This is a genomic window from Collinsella aerofaciens (genome assembly GCF_040910185.1).
Classification (GTDB): domain Bacteria; phylum Actinomycetota; class Coriobacteriia; order Coriobacteriales; family Coriobacteriaceae; genus Collinsella; species Collinsella aerofaciens_BF.
In genome coordinates this window covers 35892-52008 of record NZ_JBDGBA010000011.1, presented here as the reverse complement: position 1 = coordinate 52008, position 16117 = coordinate 35892, and the positions used below count along the sequence as shown (strand labels likewise).

General features: G+C 60.8%; 14 protein-coding genes and 1 other RNA gene. 11 read left to right on the top strand and 4 right to left on the bottom strand.

Features of this window, described 5'->3' with window-relative positions; translation table 11 throughout:
* Window positions 1-321: 321 nt before the first annotated feature.
* From gatC to AB5Z54_RS05975, 4 genes are all read left to right on the top strand, one after another.
* On the top strand, window positions 322-633 hold the full coding sequence (gene gatC, locus AB5Z54_RS05990; protein WP_055250987.1) for an Asp-tRNA(Asn)/Glu-tRNA(Gln) amidotransferase subunit GatC: 312 nt from the start codon (window positions 322-324) through the stop codon (window positions 631-633).
* Window positions 633-2147: an Asp-tRNA(Asn)/Glu-tRNA(Gln) amidotransferase subunit GatA gene (gatA, locus tag AB5Z54_RS05985; protein ID WP_368160751.1), complete on the top strand. Its 1515-nt coding sequence runs from the start codon at window positions 633-635 to the stop codon at window positions 2145-2147. Before gatC ends, gatA begins: the two co-directional genes overlap by 1 nt.
* Window positions 2147-3823 (top strand): Asp-tRNA(Asn)/Glu-tRNA(Gln) amidotransferase subunit GatB, encoded by a 1677-nt coding sequence (gatB, locus tag AB5Z54_RS05980; RefSeq protein WP_368160749.1) that lies wholly within the window; start codon window positions 2147-2149, stop codon window positions 3821-3823. The genes gatA and gatB overlap by 1 nt, the downstream gene beginning before the upstream one ends.
* Window positions 3824-4166: 343 nt before the next feature.
* Window positions 4167-5531: an ATP-binding protein gene (locus AB5Z54_RS05975; RefSeq protein ID WP_368160747.1), complete on the top strand. Its 1365-nt coding sequence runs from the start codon at window positions 4167-4169 to the stop codon at window positions 5529-5531.
* A gap of 64 nt (window positions 5532-5595) precedes the next feature.
* Here the strand turns inward: AB5Z54_RS05975 and AB5Z54_RS05970 are convergent, their stop codons facing one another.
* Window positions 5596-6594, bottom strand: a complete 999-nt coding sequence (locus AB5Z54_RS05970; RefSeq protein WP_368160771.1) for a helix-turn-helix domain-containing protein — start codon at window positions 6592-6594, stop codon at window positions 5596-5598.
* Window positions 6595-6714: 120 nt separating this feature from the next.
* Between AB5Z54_RS05970 and AB5Z54_RS05965 the strand changes: the two genes are divergently transcribed.
* The 6 genes from AB5Z54_RS05965 to AB5Z54_RS05940 all read left to right on the top strand — a co-directional run bounded on the left by AB5Z54_RS05965 (window position 6715) and on the right by AB5Z54_RS05940 (window position 13788).
* Complete coding sequence (locus AB5Z54_RS05965; RefSeq protein ID WP_368160745.1) at window positions 6715-8541, top strand: ABC transporter ATP-binding protein; 1827 nt, start codon at window positions 6715-6717, stop codon at window positions 8539-8541.
* The gene (locus AB5Z54_RS05960; RefSeq protein WP_368143792.1) at window positions 8542-10299 is read left to right on the top strand and encodes an ABC transporter ATP-binding protein; all 1758 of its coding nucleotides are present in this window, start codon (window positions 8542-8544) and stop codon (window positions 10297-10299) included. It begins immediately after the preceding gene.
* 145 nt (window positions 10300-10444) lie between these two features.
* A complete protein-coding gene (locus AB5Z54_RS05955) occupies window positions 10445-10690 on the top strand; it encodes a DUF6110 family protein (RefSeq protein ID WP_055250999.1) in 246 nt (81 codons plus the stop codon).
* 78 nt (window positions 10691-10768) lie between these two features.
* Window positions 10769-12784 (top strand): heavy metal translocating P-type ATPase, encoded by a 2016-nt coding sequence (locus AB5Z54_RS05950; protein WP_368143793.1) that lies wholly within the window; start codon window positions 10769-10771, stop codon window positions 12782-12784.
* Window positions 12785-12922: 138 nt separating this feature from the next.
* Complete coding sequence (locus AB5Z54_RS05945) at window positions 12923-13276, top strand: hypothetical protein (RefSeq protein ID WP_349091633.1); 354 nt, start codon at window positions 12923-12925, stop codon at window positions 13274-13276.
* Window positions 13273-13788: a type II toxin-antitoxin system VapC family toxin gene (locus tag AB5Z54_RS05940; RefSeq protein ID WP_368160744.1), complete on the top strand. Its 516-nt coding sequence runs from the start codon at window positions 13273-13275 to the stop codon at window positions 13786-13788. The genes AB5Z54_RS05945 and AB5Z54_RS05940 overlap by 4 nt, the downstream gene beginning before the upstream one ends.
* A 58-nt stretch (window positions 13789-13846) precedes the next feature.
* Here AB5Z54_RS05940 and AB5Z54_RS05935 read toward each other — a convergent pair whose 3' ends face one another.
* Window positions 13847-14281 (bottom strand): hypothetical protein, encoded by a 435-nt coding sequence (locus AB5Z54_RS05935; RefSeq protein ID WP_368143795.1) that lies wholly within the window; start codon window positions 14279-14281, stop codon window positions 13847-13849.
* Window positions 14282-14518: 237 nt separating this feature from the next.
* On the opposite strand from AB5Z54_RS05935, the gene ssrA reads away from it, so the two are divergent.
* Window positions 14519-14882: a transfer-messenger RNA gene (gene ssrA, locus AB5Z54_RS05930) on the top strand.
* 105 nt (window positions 14883-14987) lie between these two features.
* On the opposite strand, the gene AB5Z54_RS05925 is transcribed toward ssrA, so the two are convergent.
* Both AB5Z54_RS05925 and AB5Z54_RS05920 read right to left on the bottom strand, forming a co-directional pair.
* Window positions 14988-15299 (bottom strand): hypothetical protein, encoded by a 312-nt coding sequence (locus tag AB5Z54_RS05925; protein WP_117637894.1) that lies wholly within the window; start codon window positions 15297-15299, stop codon window positions 14988-14990.
* A 3-nt stretch (window positions 15300-15302) separates the two neighbouring features.
* A complete protein-coding gene (locus AB5Z54_RS05920; RefSeq protein WP_117765363.1) occupies window positions 15303-16115 on the bottom strand; it encodes an N-acetylmuramoyl-L-alanine amidase in 813 nt (270 codons plus the stop codon).
* Window positions 16116-16117 lie beyond the last annotated feature (2 nt).

Below are 16117 nucleotides of genomic sequence, written 5' to 3'. Positions count from 1 at the left end.
GGGGACAGGCACCTTTGTGGTGGTCGGGGCTTCCAAACCATCACAACATTCGATGAAAATCGCGATTTTGACGAAAAGCGTCGAATGTTGTGATGGTTTTCGTTGCGGGCGAGACGGATTTCGTTGTGGGCAGTACGGTTTTCGCTATGGACGGTGCGGTTTTGCTATGGACGGTGCGGTTTCGCTGCAGAATCGCCAGCCCGCCGCCTGCCAACCGCCGCCCTCGTTACGTTTTCGCTGCATTTGGGTAAAGCGCCTGCTCCAAGCCGACGTTGCCTTGTATACTAGAGCGGTTTAACTGCTATGCGGAAGGGAGCGCCTATGGCACTCAGCGAGAAAGACGTGCGCGGCATCGCCGAGTACGCAAAGATCGCACTGACCGATGACGAGCTCACCCAGATGACGTCCTACATGAACGACGCCGTCCAGATGCTCGAGCCCGTCTTGCAATATGACTTGCCCGACGTGGAGCCCACGTTCCATCCCATCGGAAGCCTGTCCAACGTGATGGGCGACGACCTGCGCGAGCCCGAGCGCGATCTGCCGCTCGATGTCGCGCTCGAGAACGCCGGCAGCGCGCGCGACCGCTACTTCCGCGTGCCGTCCATTTTGGGAGAGGGGGAGAGCGAGTAATGGCGCAGAGCTTCGATTCCCTTACCGCTGCCCAGATCGCCGCGGGCGTTGCCGCTGGCGACTTTACCGCTACCGAGGTGGCTCAGGCCTCCCTTGCCGCCATCGAGGCGCGCGAGGGCGGGGTCCAGGCATTCCTGCAGGTAGCGCCCGAGCTTGCGCTCGAGGCCGCCGCGCGCGTGGATGCCGACCGTGCCGCAGGCAAGCCGCTGCCCCCGCTCGCGGGCGTGCCGCTGGCCATTAAGGACAACATGAACCTCGTGGGCACGCGCACCACCTGCGCTTCCCGCATGCTCGAGAACTACCAGAGCGTCTACACCGCCACTTGCGTCCAGCGCATGCTCGATGCCGGCTGCCTGCCCATGGGCAAGGCCAACATGGACGAGTTTGCCTTTGGCAGCTCCACCGAGAGCTCGGCGTTCCACCGCACCAACAACCCCTGGGATACCGAGCGCGTGCCCGGCGGCTCCTCGGGTGGCTCCGCTGCCGCCGTCGCCGCGGGCGAGGTCGCGCTCTCGCTGGGCTCGGACACCGGCGGCTCCATCCGTCAGCCGGCGTCGCTGTGCGGCGTGGTGGGCTTTAAGCCCACGTATGGCGCCGTGAGCCGTTACGGCGTGGTTGCCTTTGGCTCGTCGCTCGACCAGGTGGGCCCCTTTGGCCGCACGGTCGAGGATGTCGCTCTGGCCATGAATGCGCTTACCGGCGCGGGCCACGATCCGTACGACTGCACCAGCCAGGATTGCGCCGTCGACTTTACCGAGCATCTCAACGACAGCATCGAGGGCAAGCGCGTGGGCATTATCCCTGCGTTTATGGAGGCTGAGGGCCTGACGCCCGAGGTCAAGGCCGCTGTTCAGCGCGCCGCCCAGGAGCTGCAGAACCAGGGTGCCGAGCTGGTCGAGGTCGACCTGCCGCACCTGGACGCCGCCATCGCCGCCTACTACGTCATCGGCCCGGCCGAGGCGTTCTCCAACCTGGCCCGCTTCGACGGCATTCGCTACGGCTATCAGGAGGAGGGCTGCGCCAACCTGTCCGACCAGAGCTCGCTCTCGCGCGCCCACGGCTTTGGCGCCGAGGCCAAGCGCCGTCAGATGCTCGGCGCCTACCTGCTGAGCTCGGGCGTGTACGACAAGTACTACTACGCTGCGCAAAAGGCCCGCACGCTCATCACGCAGGACTACGACGCCGCGTATGCCAAGGTGGACACCATCCTCATGCCCGCCTCGCCGCGCACGGCCTTTAAGTTTGGCGAGATCAGCGACCCCACGCAGATGTATCTCTCCGACCTGTACACCATCTCGCTCAACATTTGCGGCAACGGTGGTATCTCGGTGCCGCTGGGCCTGGGCGAGGATACTCGGCTGCCCGTTTCTGCCCAGCTGGTTGGTCCGGCGTTTAAGGACCGTCAGCTGCTCACGTTTGCCCGCGCCCTGGAGCGCGGCTTTGCCGATGCCGCCACGGGTGCGCCCGCGCTTTCCGTCGCGCCCGATTTTGCCGGGAAGGGAGGCGAGCTGTAATGAAGGAGCTTTCTGAGGTCCTGCAGGATTGGGAGGCCGTGATCGGCCTGGAGATCCATACCGAGCTCACCGCACTCGATACCAAGATGTTCTGCAACTGCAAGCTCAGCCACGATGACGAGCCCAACGCCAACGTGTGCCCGGTGTGCCTGGGCCTGCCCGGTGCGCTGCCGGTGCCCAACAAGCGCGCCATCGAGAGCATCGTCAAGGCCGGTCTCGCCACCAACTGCGAGATCCAGCGCCACTCGATGTTCTACCGCAAGCACTACTTCTATCCCGATATGGCCAAGAACTTCCAGACCACGCAGGGTCCGGTCGCCTTTGCCATGTACGGTCACCTGGACCTGGACGTGACCGGTCGCGGTGCCGCCGAGCGCCCCGACTGCGCGTTTGGCGAGGCCGAGGCCCAGAGCCTGGCGAGCGCTTCGGCCAACGCCGAGGGCCTGTCCACGTCTATGACGTCGACCATGCGCGAGGGCAACCAGCGCGCCGGCCACCTGGCCAGCTACGATGCTTCTAACTTGCAGATGCCCGAGCGCCGCGAGGACGGTTCCTACACGGTGCCTATCCGCATCCTGCGCATCCATATGGAGGAGGACGCCGCCAAGATGGTCCACGTGGGCGGCGCCGAGGGCCGCATTACCGCCGCTGCCGAGTCGCTTGTCGACTACAACCGCTGCGGCACGCCTTTGATTGAGCTCGTGACTGAGCCCGACTTGCGTACGCCCGAGGAGGCTCGCCTGTTTATGGAAAAGCTCCGTCGCATCTTTGTGACGCTGGGCATTTCGGACTGCTCCATGGAAAAGGGTTCCATGCGCTGCGACGGCAACGTGTCGCTGCGCCGCCGCGGCGAGACCAAGCTGGGCACCAAGACCGAGCTCAAGAACCTCAACTCGTTTAAGAGCCTGCACGACGGTCTAGCCTACGAGATCTGCCGTCAGGCCGAGGTGCTCGAGGAGGGCGGCATCATCTACCAGGAGACCCGCCACTGGGAGCCCAGCCGCAAGCGCACCGTTGTCATGCGGGTCAAGGAGACGGCCGACGACTATCGTCTGTTCCCCGACCCCGATTTGGCGCCGTTCGATCTGGACGATGAGTTCATCGACCGCTGCCGTGGCGAGATCCCCGAGCTGCCCGATGCCAAGCGCGCTCGTTTTGAGGCCGATTTTGGCATTAAGGCGGCCGATGCCGAGCAGATTGCCGGCGACCCCGAGTTTGCCGAGTTTTTTGAGGCCGTCGCTGCCGGTATGGCTGGCAAGGAGGCCCAGACGGTCGCGAACCTGCTGGTGAACGAGATGATCGCCTATCTTAAGAGTGCGGGCGTCTCGCTGACAGAGTCCGGTATCGCGCCGGCTCAAGTGGCGGCTCTTGCCAAGCTGCTGGCGACCGATGCCATCAGCTCCAACCAGGCTCACGAGGTCTTTGAGGCCATGGCTCAGACCGGCGATGACCCCAACAAGATCGTCGACGAGCGTGGTATGCGTCAGGTGAGCGATGCCGGCGCGCTGCAGCCGATCGTGGACGAAGTGCTGGCAAACTGTGCCGATCAGGCGCAGCAGTATCGTGACGGCAACCAGAAGGTCATCGGCTTTTTGGTGGGCCAGTGCATGAAGGCGAGCCGCGGCAAGGGTAACCCGAAACTCTTCAACGAGTTGCTGAGAACGTCGCTCTCGTAAGCGGGAACCGAGGGGCCGGGCGCAGGGCCTTGCCTCTCAATTTCGGACAGTCCTGACTCACGACGGAGGCGCCACTGGCGCCTCCTGTTCGTGCGGAACTCATTGAGAGGCAAGGCCCTGCGCCCGGCCCCTCGGTTCCGTGACGACTCGGCCGTTCGGGTCAGGCGGGCTGATAGGAAAGATGGTGGCGGAGGCGCAAAATGCGCCTCCGCCTTTTGAATGTGACGAAAGTGTGGCGAAATGAGCTTAAAACTTCCGTAAATGTGATAAATGTCACGTTTTACCTAGGGTAAAATGTGGGAAATATCACGTTTACGGAAGTTTCTTTGCGGGAGGTTCGGTCATGCAGCGAGATATCATTGCCAAGCTTAACGCTTGGAAAGCGTCAGAATATCGTAAGCCGCTTATCCTTAAGGGGGCGCGCCAGGTTGGAAAGACGTGGGCGCTTAAGGAGTTCGGCCGAACCTCGTACCTCAATTTTGTGTATCTGACGCTCGAGGAGCCGTCACCTGGGGTACAGAGCGAGTACGCTCAGTTTTTCGAAGGTACGCGCGATCCTCGACGGATCATCTCAAATCTTTCCCTGGCACTTGGACAGCCTATCGATCCCGGCGAAACGCTGCTTATTATTGATGAGATCCAGGATTGTCCTTCTGCAGTCGGCGCCCTTAAATACTTCTGTGACGAGGCCCCCGAGTATCACGTCGCATGCGCAGGGTCTTTGTTGGGCGTTCGCTTGTCCCGTGAGACCAGCGCTTTTCCGGTGGGAAAGGTCGAGTTCATGGAGATGCGCCCCATGAGCTTTTCCGAGTTTCTGAAAGCCGAGGGCGCTGCAAACTACGACGAATACCTTGGCGGCCTGGATCAGATCGAGACAGTGCCCGATTTCTTCCATGTCCGTCTCGTCGAGCATCTTCGTCGTTATTTTGCATGCGGCGGCATGCCAGAGGCTCTTGGCCGGTGGACGGAGACGGGCGATATCGTTCAGGTCGATAAGGTGTTGTCTGATCTCTTGGATTCCTACGAGCGCGATTTTGCCAAGCATGGTGGCCGTGCGCAGTTCGCCAAGCTTTCGCAAATATGGAACTCGATTCCAGCTCAGTTGGCGCGCGAGAACAAAAAGTTCGTTTGGGGTGCGGTGCGCGAGGGGGCTCGTGCTCGAGAATACGAGGATGCTCTGGAATGGCTTGCCGATGCTGGGCTCATCACGGCGGTTCGCCTTAATGCTGCCGGTGGTGTGCCACTTTCTGCGTACGATGACCTCAAGGCATTTAAAGTCTACTGTCTTGATGTCGGCTTGCTGCGCCGCATGGCAAGGCTGGATGCGTCCGCTTTTGCCATCTCGGATGCGCTATTTTCGGAGTTCAAAGGTTCGTTCGCCGAGAACTATGTGCTTCAGGCATTACTTTCACAGTTAGATGCTACTCCGCGTTATTGGACAAACGAGAAGCCGAAGCACGAAGTCGATTTTTTGATTCAAGTCGGAAACGAAATCGTTCCCGTCGAGGTCAAATCGGGAGAGGTCGTTCATTCCAAGAGCCTTAAGTACTATGCCGACAAGCATGCGGAGACGACTCCATTGAGGGTCCGCTACTCACTTAAGAACCTAAAGCTCGACGACGGGGTGCTCAACATTCCGTTGTATTTGGCTGATCGATCTGTCCCTCTTATCAAAAAGGCGCTTGATTGTGCGCATCTTGACGTTTAGATCCTGGGTGAGCTGACGGGCGGCGGCTAATTAATCGCTCCGTTACGGCCAGGGAGCTTGGGCCTTAGCGATGCTTGCTTCGCCAAGCCGTGGGTGTCATGCCGGTGTATTGTTTGAAGGCTTGGGTGAAGGCGGCCTGCTGGGGGTAGCCGAGTCGCTCGGCTATTTGGGCTATCGTGAGGGGGCTGTCGGACAAAAAGTCCTGCGCACGTTCCATACGGCGTCTGCGAATGTAGGCGCCCAGGGACTCGCCTGTTTGGGCCTTAAAGGTGGCGCATAGTTTGGAGCGACTTGTGTAGAGCCGCTCGGCGATCTCGTTGATACCCACACGTCTGCCTTTGTCGAGCGCGCGCTCAATCATTGCCGTTGCTTCTTCGGCAATGGTTATGCTGACGCGTGTGTCTGCTGCCTGCCGCGCCTGCTTGTGGGCCGCGCACGAACAGGCGAGCTCCGCGACCATGGTCTCCACGATGCCCTGCATATAGACGTGTCCGCCTACGGTGCGGGCGCGGTCCTCGTTAATCCGGCGCAGCGCGTGGCAGATGGCAGACGCCGCTTCCTCGTGCCATGGCTCGGCAAACGCCTCAAAGATTCCCGCGAACTCGGTGGGATAGCGGTGCTCCAGTTCGTCAAAATATCCAGGCAAAAAGAGCACCGAGCGCGAGTGATAGAGCTCCCCCGCAAACAGCGGGCTTAACTCCTCACCACAGCTATCTTGGATAAAGCTGCAAACGGCATTGTTTGGCCACGGTCCATGCAATGGTTTGAGGTTCGCGGGCGTTATGCCAGCCTCGGGCATGCATGTAAGTGTGGGCGCGCTGACTTCGCTCACGCAGGCGTATGGCTCGGGTGTGTATTCGGCCAGGTACATATCGTGCGTCGGGGTGATGAAATGCTCCATGACGATGCAGGCGGGGGAGAGAGGCATGATCCATGCGCGGCCGTGTGCCCGGTCGTTTGCCACCTCGCCGGTAAAGACGGCGCCCTTGCCGGTAAGCTCCAGGCCAAACTGCTCAAATTGCGGTGCGTAGAGCTCGGTTATGTCGGTCGCTGCCCGATGCATTTTCAAAAGCGTCCCCTTCCTTTGCGGAAACGTCCAAGCCTGGCTCGATTATGTGCCTTGGTCAACATATCAATGATAAGTTGACTACGGTTAACTCTCAAGCCGTTAGAAAGGAATCTCATGGCAAAGGGATCAAAAAAGGAGGGCGGCGGCATCGGCGACCTGCTCGCGTATGCCGGCGACCGCAAATTCCTAACGTATTTGGGCATGGCGCTCTCGGCGCTCTCACAGCTGCTGAGCTTTGGCCCGTACGTCTGCATCTGGTTTGTCGCGCGAGACCTTATCGCCGTGGCGCCTAACTGGAGCGAAGCCACCGATATCGCGATGTATGGCTGGTGGGCCGTTGGTTTTGCCTTGGCAAGCATCGTAGTTTATTTCGTGGGGCTCATGTGCACGCACCTGTCTGCGTTTCGCTGCGCGTCCAATATCCGCAAGACTACGAGCGAGCACCTGCTTAAGCTGCCGCTTGGCTACTTTGACACGCACGCCACCGGTGAGCTGCGTCGTGTTGTAGACGGATGCGCCGCCTCCACCGAGACTTTGCTCGCACACATGCTGCCCGATATCGCTGGCGCCACCGCCATGGTCGCAGGCCTGCTTGTGCTGCTTTTCGCCTTGGATTGGCGCTTGGGCGCGGCATGCCTCATCTCGGTGGTCATTTCGTTTGGCGCCATGGCTACCATGATGAGCGGCAAAGGCGCCGAGTTCATGAAGGCCTACATGGGAGCGCTGGTCAAGATGAACAAGACCGGCACCGAATACGTACGCGGTATTCCCGTGGTCAAGGTGTTTCAGCAGACGGTCTACTCCTTTAAGGCTTTCCACGATGCGATCGCCGAATACGCCGACATGGCACAAAACTATGCGGGCACGTTCTGCCGAGGTCCGCAGGTACTCAACCTTACCGCGCTCAATGGTCTTGTGGCATTCCTGTTGCCCGTGGCGTTGCTGTTGGCGCCGGGCGAGACGGACTTCGCGCATTTTATGGCCAACTTCACGTTTTACGCGATATTTTCGGCCGTGGTGCCGACGGCCATGACCAAGCTTATGTTTGTGGGCGAGGCCTCTCAGATGAGTGCCGATTCGCTGGCTCGTATTCGAAGCGTCATGGATTCCAAGCAGCTCTCCGTGCCCGCCCAACCCAAGCACCCTGCCGGCGGCGACGTGCGATTTGAGGACGTGAGCTTTACGTACGAGGGTGCCGAAGCACCTGCCGTTAGCCATGTGAGCTTTAGCGTTTCCGCGGGTAGCACCCTCGCCCTGGTGGGTCCCTCGGGTGGCGGTAAGTCAACCTGCGCAAGCTTGATCCCGCGTTTTTGGGATGTTTCCTCGGGTCGAGTGCTCGTAGGCGGTGTGGACGTTCGCGATATGGATCCGCACGAGCTTATGGACCAGGTCGCCTTCGTGTTCCAGACCAACCAGCTGTTCCGGCAAACACTTGCCGATAACGTGCGCGCCTCCAAGCCTACGGCCACTGACGACGAAGTGCGTGCGGCCCTCTCCGCAGCTCAGTGCGACGACATTGTGGCCAAGCTCCCACAGGGCATCAATACCATGCTCGGTGCCGGCGGAGCATATCTTTCGGGCGGCGAGGTCCAGCGCGTGGCACTCGCCCGCGCGATCCTTAAAGACGCGCCTATCGTGGTGCTCGACGAGGCCACGGCGTTTGCCGATCCCGAGAACGAGGCGCTCATCCAGCGCGCCTTTAGCAAGCTGGCGGCGGGCCGCACGGTCATTATGATTGCGCATCGACTTTCGACCGTGGTGGGCGCCGACCAAATCGTGGTGCTCAACCAGGGCAGCGTGCAGGAGTCGGGTACCCATGCCGAGTTGCTGTCCCAAGAGGGTCTGTATGCCAAGATGTGGGCCGAATACGAACAGGCCGCGAGCTGGAAAATCACTGCAGCGACCGCGGATGCCGCTGTCACGAAGGGAGGCGAGGCCTAAATGTTCGCCTCATTCCAAAAGAAGTATTTCCTATCCGATAAAGGCGTCGCCGGAGTAAAACGCGGCATTTTCTGGACCACGCTCACCAATCTTATTTCCATGGCCGGCATGGGCTTTTTATTCTTGGTCATGGCCGGCTTTGTCGAACATCTCGCCACCGGCGCCGACCTGCCGGATGCGCTGCCGATCGTGGGCGGCCTCCTGGTCTTTTTCGTGTTGCTCTTTGCCTCTAACTGGCAGCAGTATTACTACACCTACTGCATCTTTTACGAGGAGTGCGGCAAGCAGCGTATGGAGATTGCCGAGCGCTTGCGCAAACTGCCGCTGTCATTTTTCGGTCGTCGTGATCTGGCCGATTTAACCGAGACCATCATGGGTGACGTCCAGGCCATGGAGCACGCCTACAGCCACGTGCTGGGAGAGCTTTGGGGCGCCATCATCGCAAGTGCCATTGTGTTCGTGGCATCGCTGTTCTTTTGCTGGCAACTGGCGATCGCGGCGTTTTGGAGCGTTCCCGTGGCCTTTGCCGTGCTGTATCTAACACGCGGCCCCATGACTCCGGTGTTCGATCGCGTGCGCGCCGAGAAGGTCAAGGTTACCGAGGCAATTCAAGAGACGCTCGACTGCGTTCGCGAGATCCGCGCTACCAATCAGGAGGCCCATTATCTTGAGGGGCTCAACGCCGTGATCGATGCCGAGGAGCGCGAGACCACCAAGGGCGAGCTCGCTAACGGGCTTTTGGTCAACTCCGCCTTTGTCATCCTGCGTCTGGGCATTGCCACCACGCTGGTCACGGGCGCCGCGGTGGTCGCCTCCGGCCAGGTCGACTTTTTGGTGTTGTTTGCCTTCCTGCTTATGGTGAGCCGTATCTATGCGCCCTTTGACCAGGCGTTAATGTTAATGTCCGAGCTGTTTGCCGCCGAGTCGTCTGCCAAGCGCATGCGTTCCATCATGGAAGAGCCTGTGGCGCGGGGCAGCGAGAAATTTGAGCCCGTGGGCCACGATGTGGTGTTCGATCACGTGGCATTTGGCTATGGTGCGGGCGAGGACGGCCGTGCCGGCGAGAAAGTTCTTACCGATGTGAGCTTTACCGCCAAGGAAGGCGAAGTTACGGCGCTGGTCGGTCCTTCGGGTTCCGGTAAGTCTACGGTGAGCCGCCTGGCCGCGCGCTTTTGGGATGCCACCGAAGGCACGGTCACCGTGGGTGGCGTGGATGTTGCGGGCGTTGATCCCGAGGTGCTGCTGCGCGACTACGCCATTGTGTTCCAAGACGTGCTGCTCTTTGACGACACGGTGATGGGAAACATCCGCCTCGGGCGTCGTGATGCCACCGATGAGGAAGTGCTTGCGGCCGCGCGTGCCGCCAACTGCGACGAGTTCGTGAACCGCATGCCGCAGGGCTACGACACCATGATCGGCGAGAACGGTTCCAGGCTGTCCGGCGGCGAGCGCCAGCGCATTTCTATCGCCCGTGCGCTGCTCAAAGACGCGCCCATCGTGCTGTTGGACGAGGCGACGGCAAGCTTGGATGTGGAGAATGAGACCGTGGTACAGCAGGCGCTCTCCCGTCTGCTTGCAGGTAAGACGGTTATCGTTATTGCCCACCGTATGCGTACGGTGGAAAATGCCGACAAAATCGTTGTGCTCAAGGATGGTGTGGTTGCCGAGCAGGGCACTCCGGCGCAGCTTAAGGCGGCAGGCGGAGAATTTGCCCGCATGGTCGCACTGCAAAAGGAAGCGGCTACCTGGCAGCTGTAGGAAAGGGGACCAAGATTTCCAAAGGTTAACTTTGGTTGACCATAATAGTTCGATTAAACTAGTCTCAAAAGCGTGCTCGAGCAAACTAATGAACTCGGGTGCTAAGGCACCATGCCGCGCTTGTGCGGCAAAAGGGAGAAGCAACATGAAGAAGTCGACGTTTAACACCCTGCTTGTCGGTGGCGGTTTTCTGCTTGGCACGGCCGGCATCAAGCTGCTCACCAGCGCTCCGGTAAAGAATGCCTGCGTGCAGGGTATCGCGTGCGGCATGCGCATCAAGAACGGCTACCAGGACATGGTCGAGCAGGCCAAGGCTAATGTCGACGACATGGTTGCCGAGGCTGCTTACATCACCCAGAGCGAGGCCGCTGCTGACGAGGCAGCCGAGTAACGCTCCCAGGCACAAACTATGAGATTCTCGATTATTAGCGAGATCCCTGGCAGGACCCGTCTTCAATTGGCGGGTCCTGTGCCAGAGAGCGATCTCGACGCACTTCTTAAGCTCAGCGGCGATATCGACGGCGTGCACAAGGTGCGCGTTTATGGCCGTATTGGCCAGATGGCGCTGGAGTACGACGAGCCGCGCCGTGCGAGCGTGCTCGACGCCCTGGGCGCACTCGATGCTCAAGCTATCGCCGATGCCAAGTCGGGCTATGTGATGCAACTCGAGCCGCGCAAGCACAAACTCGTTATGGACCTGGCGACACTCGTCGGCGCCCATTACGCACGTCGCTGGTTCTTGCCGACGCCTCTGCGTGCGGTGTTTGTCGTGGCCGGTTACATGGCATTTTTGCGCGCTGCCCTTCATGAGCTGGCGCAGCCGCGCCTGACCGTTCCTGTGCTCGACGCTTCGGCCATCGGCATTTCGTTCGTCAAGCGTGATGTCGACACCGCGGGCCAGACGATGTTCCTGCTCAACGTGGGCGAGCTGCTTGAGGACTACACCCGCGCCATGAGCGAAAACGAGCTCATCAACTCGCTGCTCGATGTGCCCGACAAGGCGCAAAAGGTCGTCGGCGACACCGAGGTAAGTGTTGCCGCGACCGAGCTTGAGCCCGGCGACTTGGTCGCCGTTCGCACCGGCATGTCCATCTGCATCGACGGCGTGGTCGAGCAGGGAAGCGCCATGGTCAACCAAGCGACCCTGACCGGCGAGCCGCTTGCCGTCGAGCGCAGCGCAGGCGACGACGTGTTCGCCGGCACTGTCGTGGAAGACGGCAGCATCTTGGTGCGCGTGCGCGCCAACACGGCGCAGACCAAACTGCGCTCGATCGTCTCACTCGTGCAGACGGCCGACTCGCTCAAGTCCGAGGGCCAGTCGCACATGGAAGACCTCGCCAACAAGATCGTCCCGTGGAACTTCCTGCTTGCGGGCTTGGTTGCGCTTGCCACCCGCAGCCTCATCAAGACCTCAGCGGCACTGATGGTCGACTACTCGTGCGCACTCAAGCTCACGGGCTCCGTCGCCGTCATGACTGCTATGAGCGATGCTGCCAAGATGGGCGTGATGGTCAAGGGCGCCAAGTACTTTGAGTCGTTTGCCAAGGCCGACACCATTGTGTTTGATAAGACCGGCACGCTCACCGAGGCGCAGCCGCGTCTTGCCTGCGTGCTCACCACCGATGGCTGGAGCGAGGACGAGATCCTGCGTCTTTCCGCTTGCTTGGAGGAGCATTTTCCGCATCCGGTGGCGCGCGCCGTGGTCAATGCGGCACGCGAGCGCGGGCTTGAGCACCGCGAGCGTCACGCTGCGGTCGAGTATATTGTGGCGCACGGCATCGCTTCGTCCATTGAAGGGCGTCGCGCCATCATCGGTTCCGCGCACTTTGTATTTGAGGACGAGGGTGCGCAGCTCGAGTCCGACATCAAGGAGCAAATCGAGCTCCAGATGCAGGGCCTGTCGCCGCTGTATCTGGCGGTCGATGGCACCGTTGTGGGCGTGCTCGGTATCGAGGACCCGCTCAAGCCCGGGGTCCGCGAGGCCATCGCCGACCTGCACGCGTTGGGCGTCAAACATGTCGTTATGCTCACGGGCGACTCCGAGCGCACGGCCGAGCGCATCGCGCGCGAGGCAGGTGTCGACGAGTTTAAGGCCGAGCTACTGCCCGAGGACAAGTACGCGTATGTTGAGCGCATTAAGGGCGAGGGGCGCCACGTTGCCATGGTGGGCGACGGCGTCAACGACTCACCGGCGCTGGGTCTGGCCGATGTGGGTCTGGCCATGGGCGGTGGAAGCGACATCGCCAAGGAGGTCGCCGACATCATCCTGACCGATACGGATCTTGCCGCGATCGTGCGCCTGCGCCGCATGAGTCAGGGGCTTATCGACCGTCTGACGAGTTCGTATTCCAAGGTGATGCTCACCAACTCGGCGCTGTTGGCATTGGGCATTACCGGCATGATCACTCCGCAGACGTCGTCACTGCTGCACAACGGCTCGACGATCGCCTACAGCCTGGGCAACGCGAAGGCTTACCTGCGCTAGCGTTTTTACTTAAGTTTTTGGCCTGCATTTGGGCGGTGTTGCAGCCGCCAGAATGCAGGCCTTTTGCGTTTGACCATGTGCTAGCAGAAATATATAGTTGTGCTAGCTTAGATAGCAAAAGTCGAAGGTGAGGTTGAGATGGGTACTGTTAGCGGCATGGCGCAGGTGAACGTTCGCGTGGATCGCCAGGTCAAGAACCGTGCCGAGGAGGCGCTGCGGCTTTCGGGCGGGTCGCTGCCCGAGCTCATCAAAAAGGTGGTGGCCAAGGTCGCGCAGGGTGGCGGGCAGTGCGAGGAAGTGCTGTCTGCCGTTGATGGCCGGCAACAGACCGTCGCGCACGATACTCCGTTCGCCGCATCGTGGGCAGCGGCAGATCGGCTTTATGCAGATTTGGGCATCGCTACGTCGCCCGTATCCGACGATCGCGGTTGGGACACAATCTATTCCGAAGCCATGGACGAGCGCTATCGCCAAAAGGGGATGATCCAGTGAGTGAGGCTCCCCTCAAAATAATGGTGGACGCCAACGTATGGGTTGATTCGTTTTGCGTCGACCATGCCGAGTCGCTTGCCGCGCGTGCGTTTATTGGGCAGGCAGCAGAGACGGGGGCATTGCTGTTCTTCCCGGTGCATATTGCCAAGGACGTGCTGTACGTTGTCCAACACGAGCTGAGGCGTAGCGTTCTTGCCAGCGGGGGAGCGCTCGACGAGGCATCTGCCCGCGCGATTGGCGATGCGGCGCTGGCGTTTGTTCGGAACATGACCGAAAACGCCACAGCCGTGGGCGCAGATGCGTCGGACCTTTGGTTGGCCGACAAATACTTAGCGCTCCATCGCGATTACGAGGACAACTTGGTGCTCGCCGCGTGTAAGCGCGCACAGGTCGATTACTTGGTGACCAACGATCGCAAGCTGCTCGAACATGCCGATCTTGCAGCAAAGAAACCTCGTCAAATGATGCCGATTCTTGCTTTGGCCGAACGTGGCGGCGCGGCTATCGGTTAACGCGAACTGTTTGCGGGCCTCTTGGACGACGATGCGCCAAGGGGCCCGCGTCTGCTATTTACAAAAGCTCGGCCTTAATGGCGGGACTTTCCGCGAGCTGCTCGGCTGCCTTTTCGTCGGAGCTGTCGAGCGCTGCCAGGCTGCGGTAGACCCACTCGTTGACCTGGGTGTTCTTGACGCCTGCGGTCTGCATAAGGGCGCCTACCTCGCGGATTGCTGCGAGCAGATCGGCTTTGGGACCCGCGAGCTCGACCTCGATGTCGTGGTAGGCGGCCACGCCGCGGTTCTCACTCACGTGGTCGATAAAGCCCTCGACGGTCTCAAGCTGCTGGGCGAGAGCTGCATCATCGTCAGCGTCCAGCGCGACGAGTGCGTTCGATACCGTGAGGGCGGGATGTCCACAGGGGACAAAGCCTTCGATGACATCCATGGCTTCGGTAATGGTTGAGCCCAGGCCTGCGAGGGCATTGACGAGTTGCTGCTTGGTATCCATAACGGTCCTTTCGGCGGGTCAATTTTGCTTGGCGAAAATATACGTGACGCGTTCGGTAGCAAAAGTGCGAAGTATGGTGCACATTAGGGTCTTCACAGCTCGTGCATAGAACAGCTGTCCGCTTTCAGAACGTGGTAAGATAACACTCCACAAGCGGGGCTCGCCCTGCATGTTCCTTGAAAAGTCGACGGGTGTTGGGTGCTCGTGCCCAATGCCATCCAGACTTTCCCGACATTCGGGGGCGACTGGTTTCGACACGATAGCTCTGAGAGAGGAAGCAAGCCGAGGTCTCCTCGCCTCGTTAAACAGGGGTACCGTCAAATTGAATTGACAACAACTCTTCTTTTGAGCCTATGGCTCTTGCTGCTTAGTTTATAGCGGCGCGTCAACCCGGTGATTTCCCCGACACCGGCGCGACGTCATGTTAGGGGAATGCTCCTGCGCACGTAATCGGTATGGCGCAGGCTAAGACCGAACCGGTTAGGACGCCGCGAGCGTGTCGCTGCGCGCAAAGCGTCCGAGACTAAACCAGCGACTGAGCTTGGAGATGCCAATTAGGGGGCTTTCGTGGACCGGAGTTCGATTCTCCGCGCCTCCACCAACTGTTCAGTAGGCGAACACATACGCGTGTTCGTCGTCAGGCGGGCGTTCGTGTTGCTCGTCAGATAGAAAGAAGCCGCTCCATACGGGGCGGCTTCTTTGCGTTCTAGGCCTGCGGCATGATCTCCTGCTCGCCGTCCTCGTCCATGTACGGCATGAGGAACACGCCTCCCTGCTCGGTGGTAAGCAGCAGGTACTCGCGGTTGTGCTCGTCGCACACGATTTCCTGGCCGATGCCCTCGGGCAGGTCGTATATGGGGCCGTCCGTGCGGGCTTGCCTCACGGTCACGTCTTGCGCTCCCATGGCCTGCGACGCGCAGCTGGCGGCGGCCAGGACGATGAACAGCAGGACGACCGCCGCGAGGATGGGGCCGCACCCGCCGTTGCGCTCCTCGTCTGCGGGGCTCGGGTACGGCATGGCCTATCCCACCTTCACCAGATAGTCGTCGGCCTCTGGCTTGCCCGTGGCCTTGCCCACGGCGATGTAGCGCGTTGCGCCGCTGTAGCCCGTGTATCGGCCCCAAACGTAGCCGTCGGCGATCTTGTACCAGTTATCCAGCGTCACGGTCTCGCCGCTGGAATAGTGCGCCACCTCGGTGCCGCCCAGGCCGGGGGCGTCGCGCACGCGCAGGTAGTCCACAGTGCAGCGGTAGGTGCCGCCGAAGTTCTCGGTCGTTTCCTGCTGCGCGGGCTGCGGCTGCGGGACGGCTGCGGGGGCGCTTCCAGCAGTGATGCCGAAGCATTCCAGGTAGATGCGCGCCAGCTCGTCCAGGTTGCCGTTGAACTTCTCGCGGTCGCCGTCGTTGTCGATGAAGCCGTTCTCGCACAGGCGGTAGTTGATGCCGCGCGCGGCGGCTCGGTTCGGGTTCGCGAGGTCGGAACGGCGCACCAGCTTCTCGGAGCGCCCGGGCATGAACGCCGCCAGCTTGTCGGCCAGCGCATTGTCGTACTCGTCAGGCTCAAAGCCCTCCTTGATGATGACGTGCGCGCCGTGGGCCGTGGCGATGCCGCTGGCGTCCATGTGCAGCTCCACCACTGGCGCGTCGGTGCTCAGGCGGTTAAGCCCGCCGTCGGCGTACCAGTTGCGGGACGTATCGCCCAGCTCGACCTCGGAACCGCCCAGTTCCTTGATTCGCTGGCCCAGGGCGCGAACGCGCTCGGCCTCGGTGCAGCCGCCTGCGCAGCAGCCAGGGTCGCCAGCGCCGTGGCCGCAGATGATGAACAGTTTAGCCATTG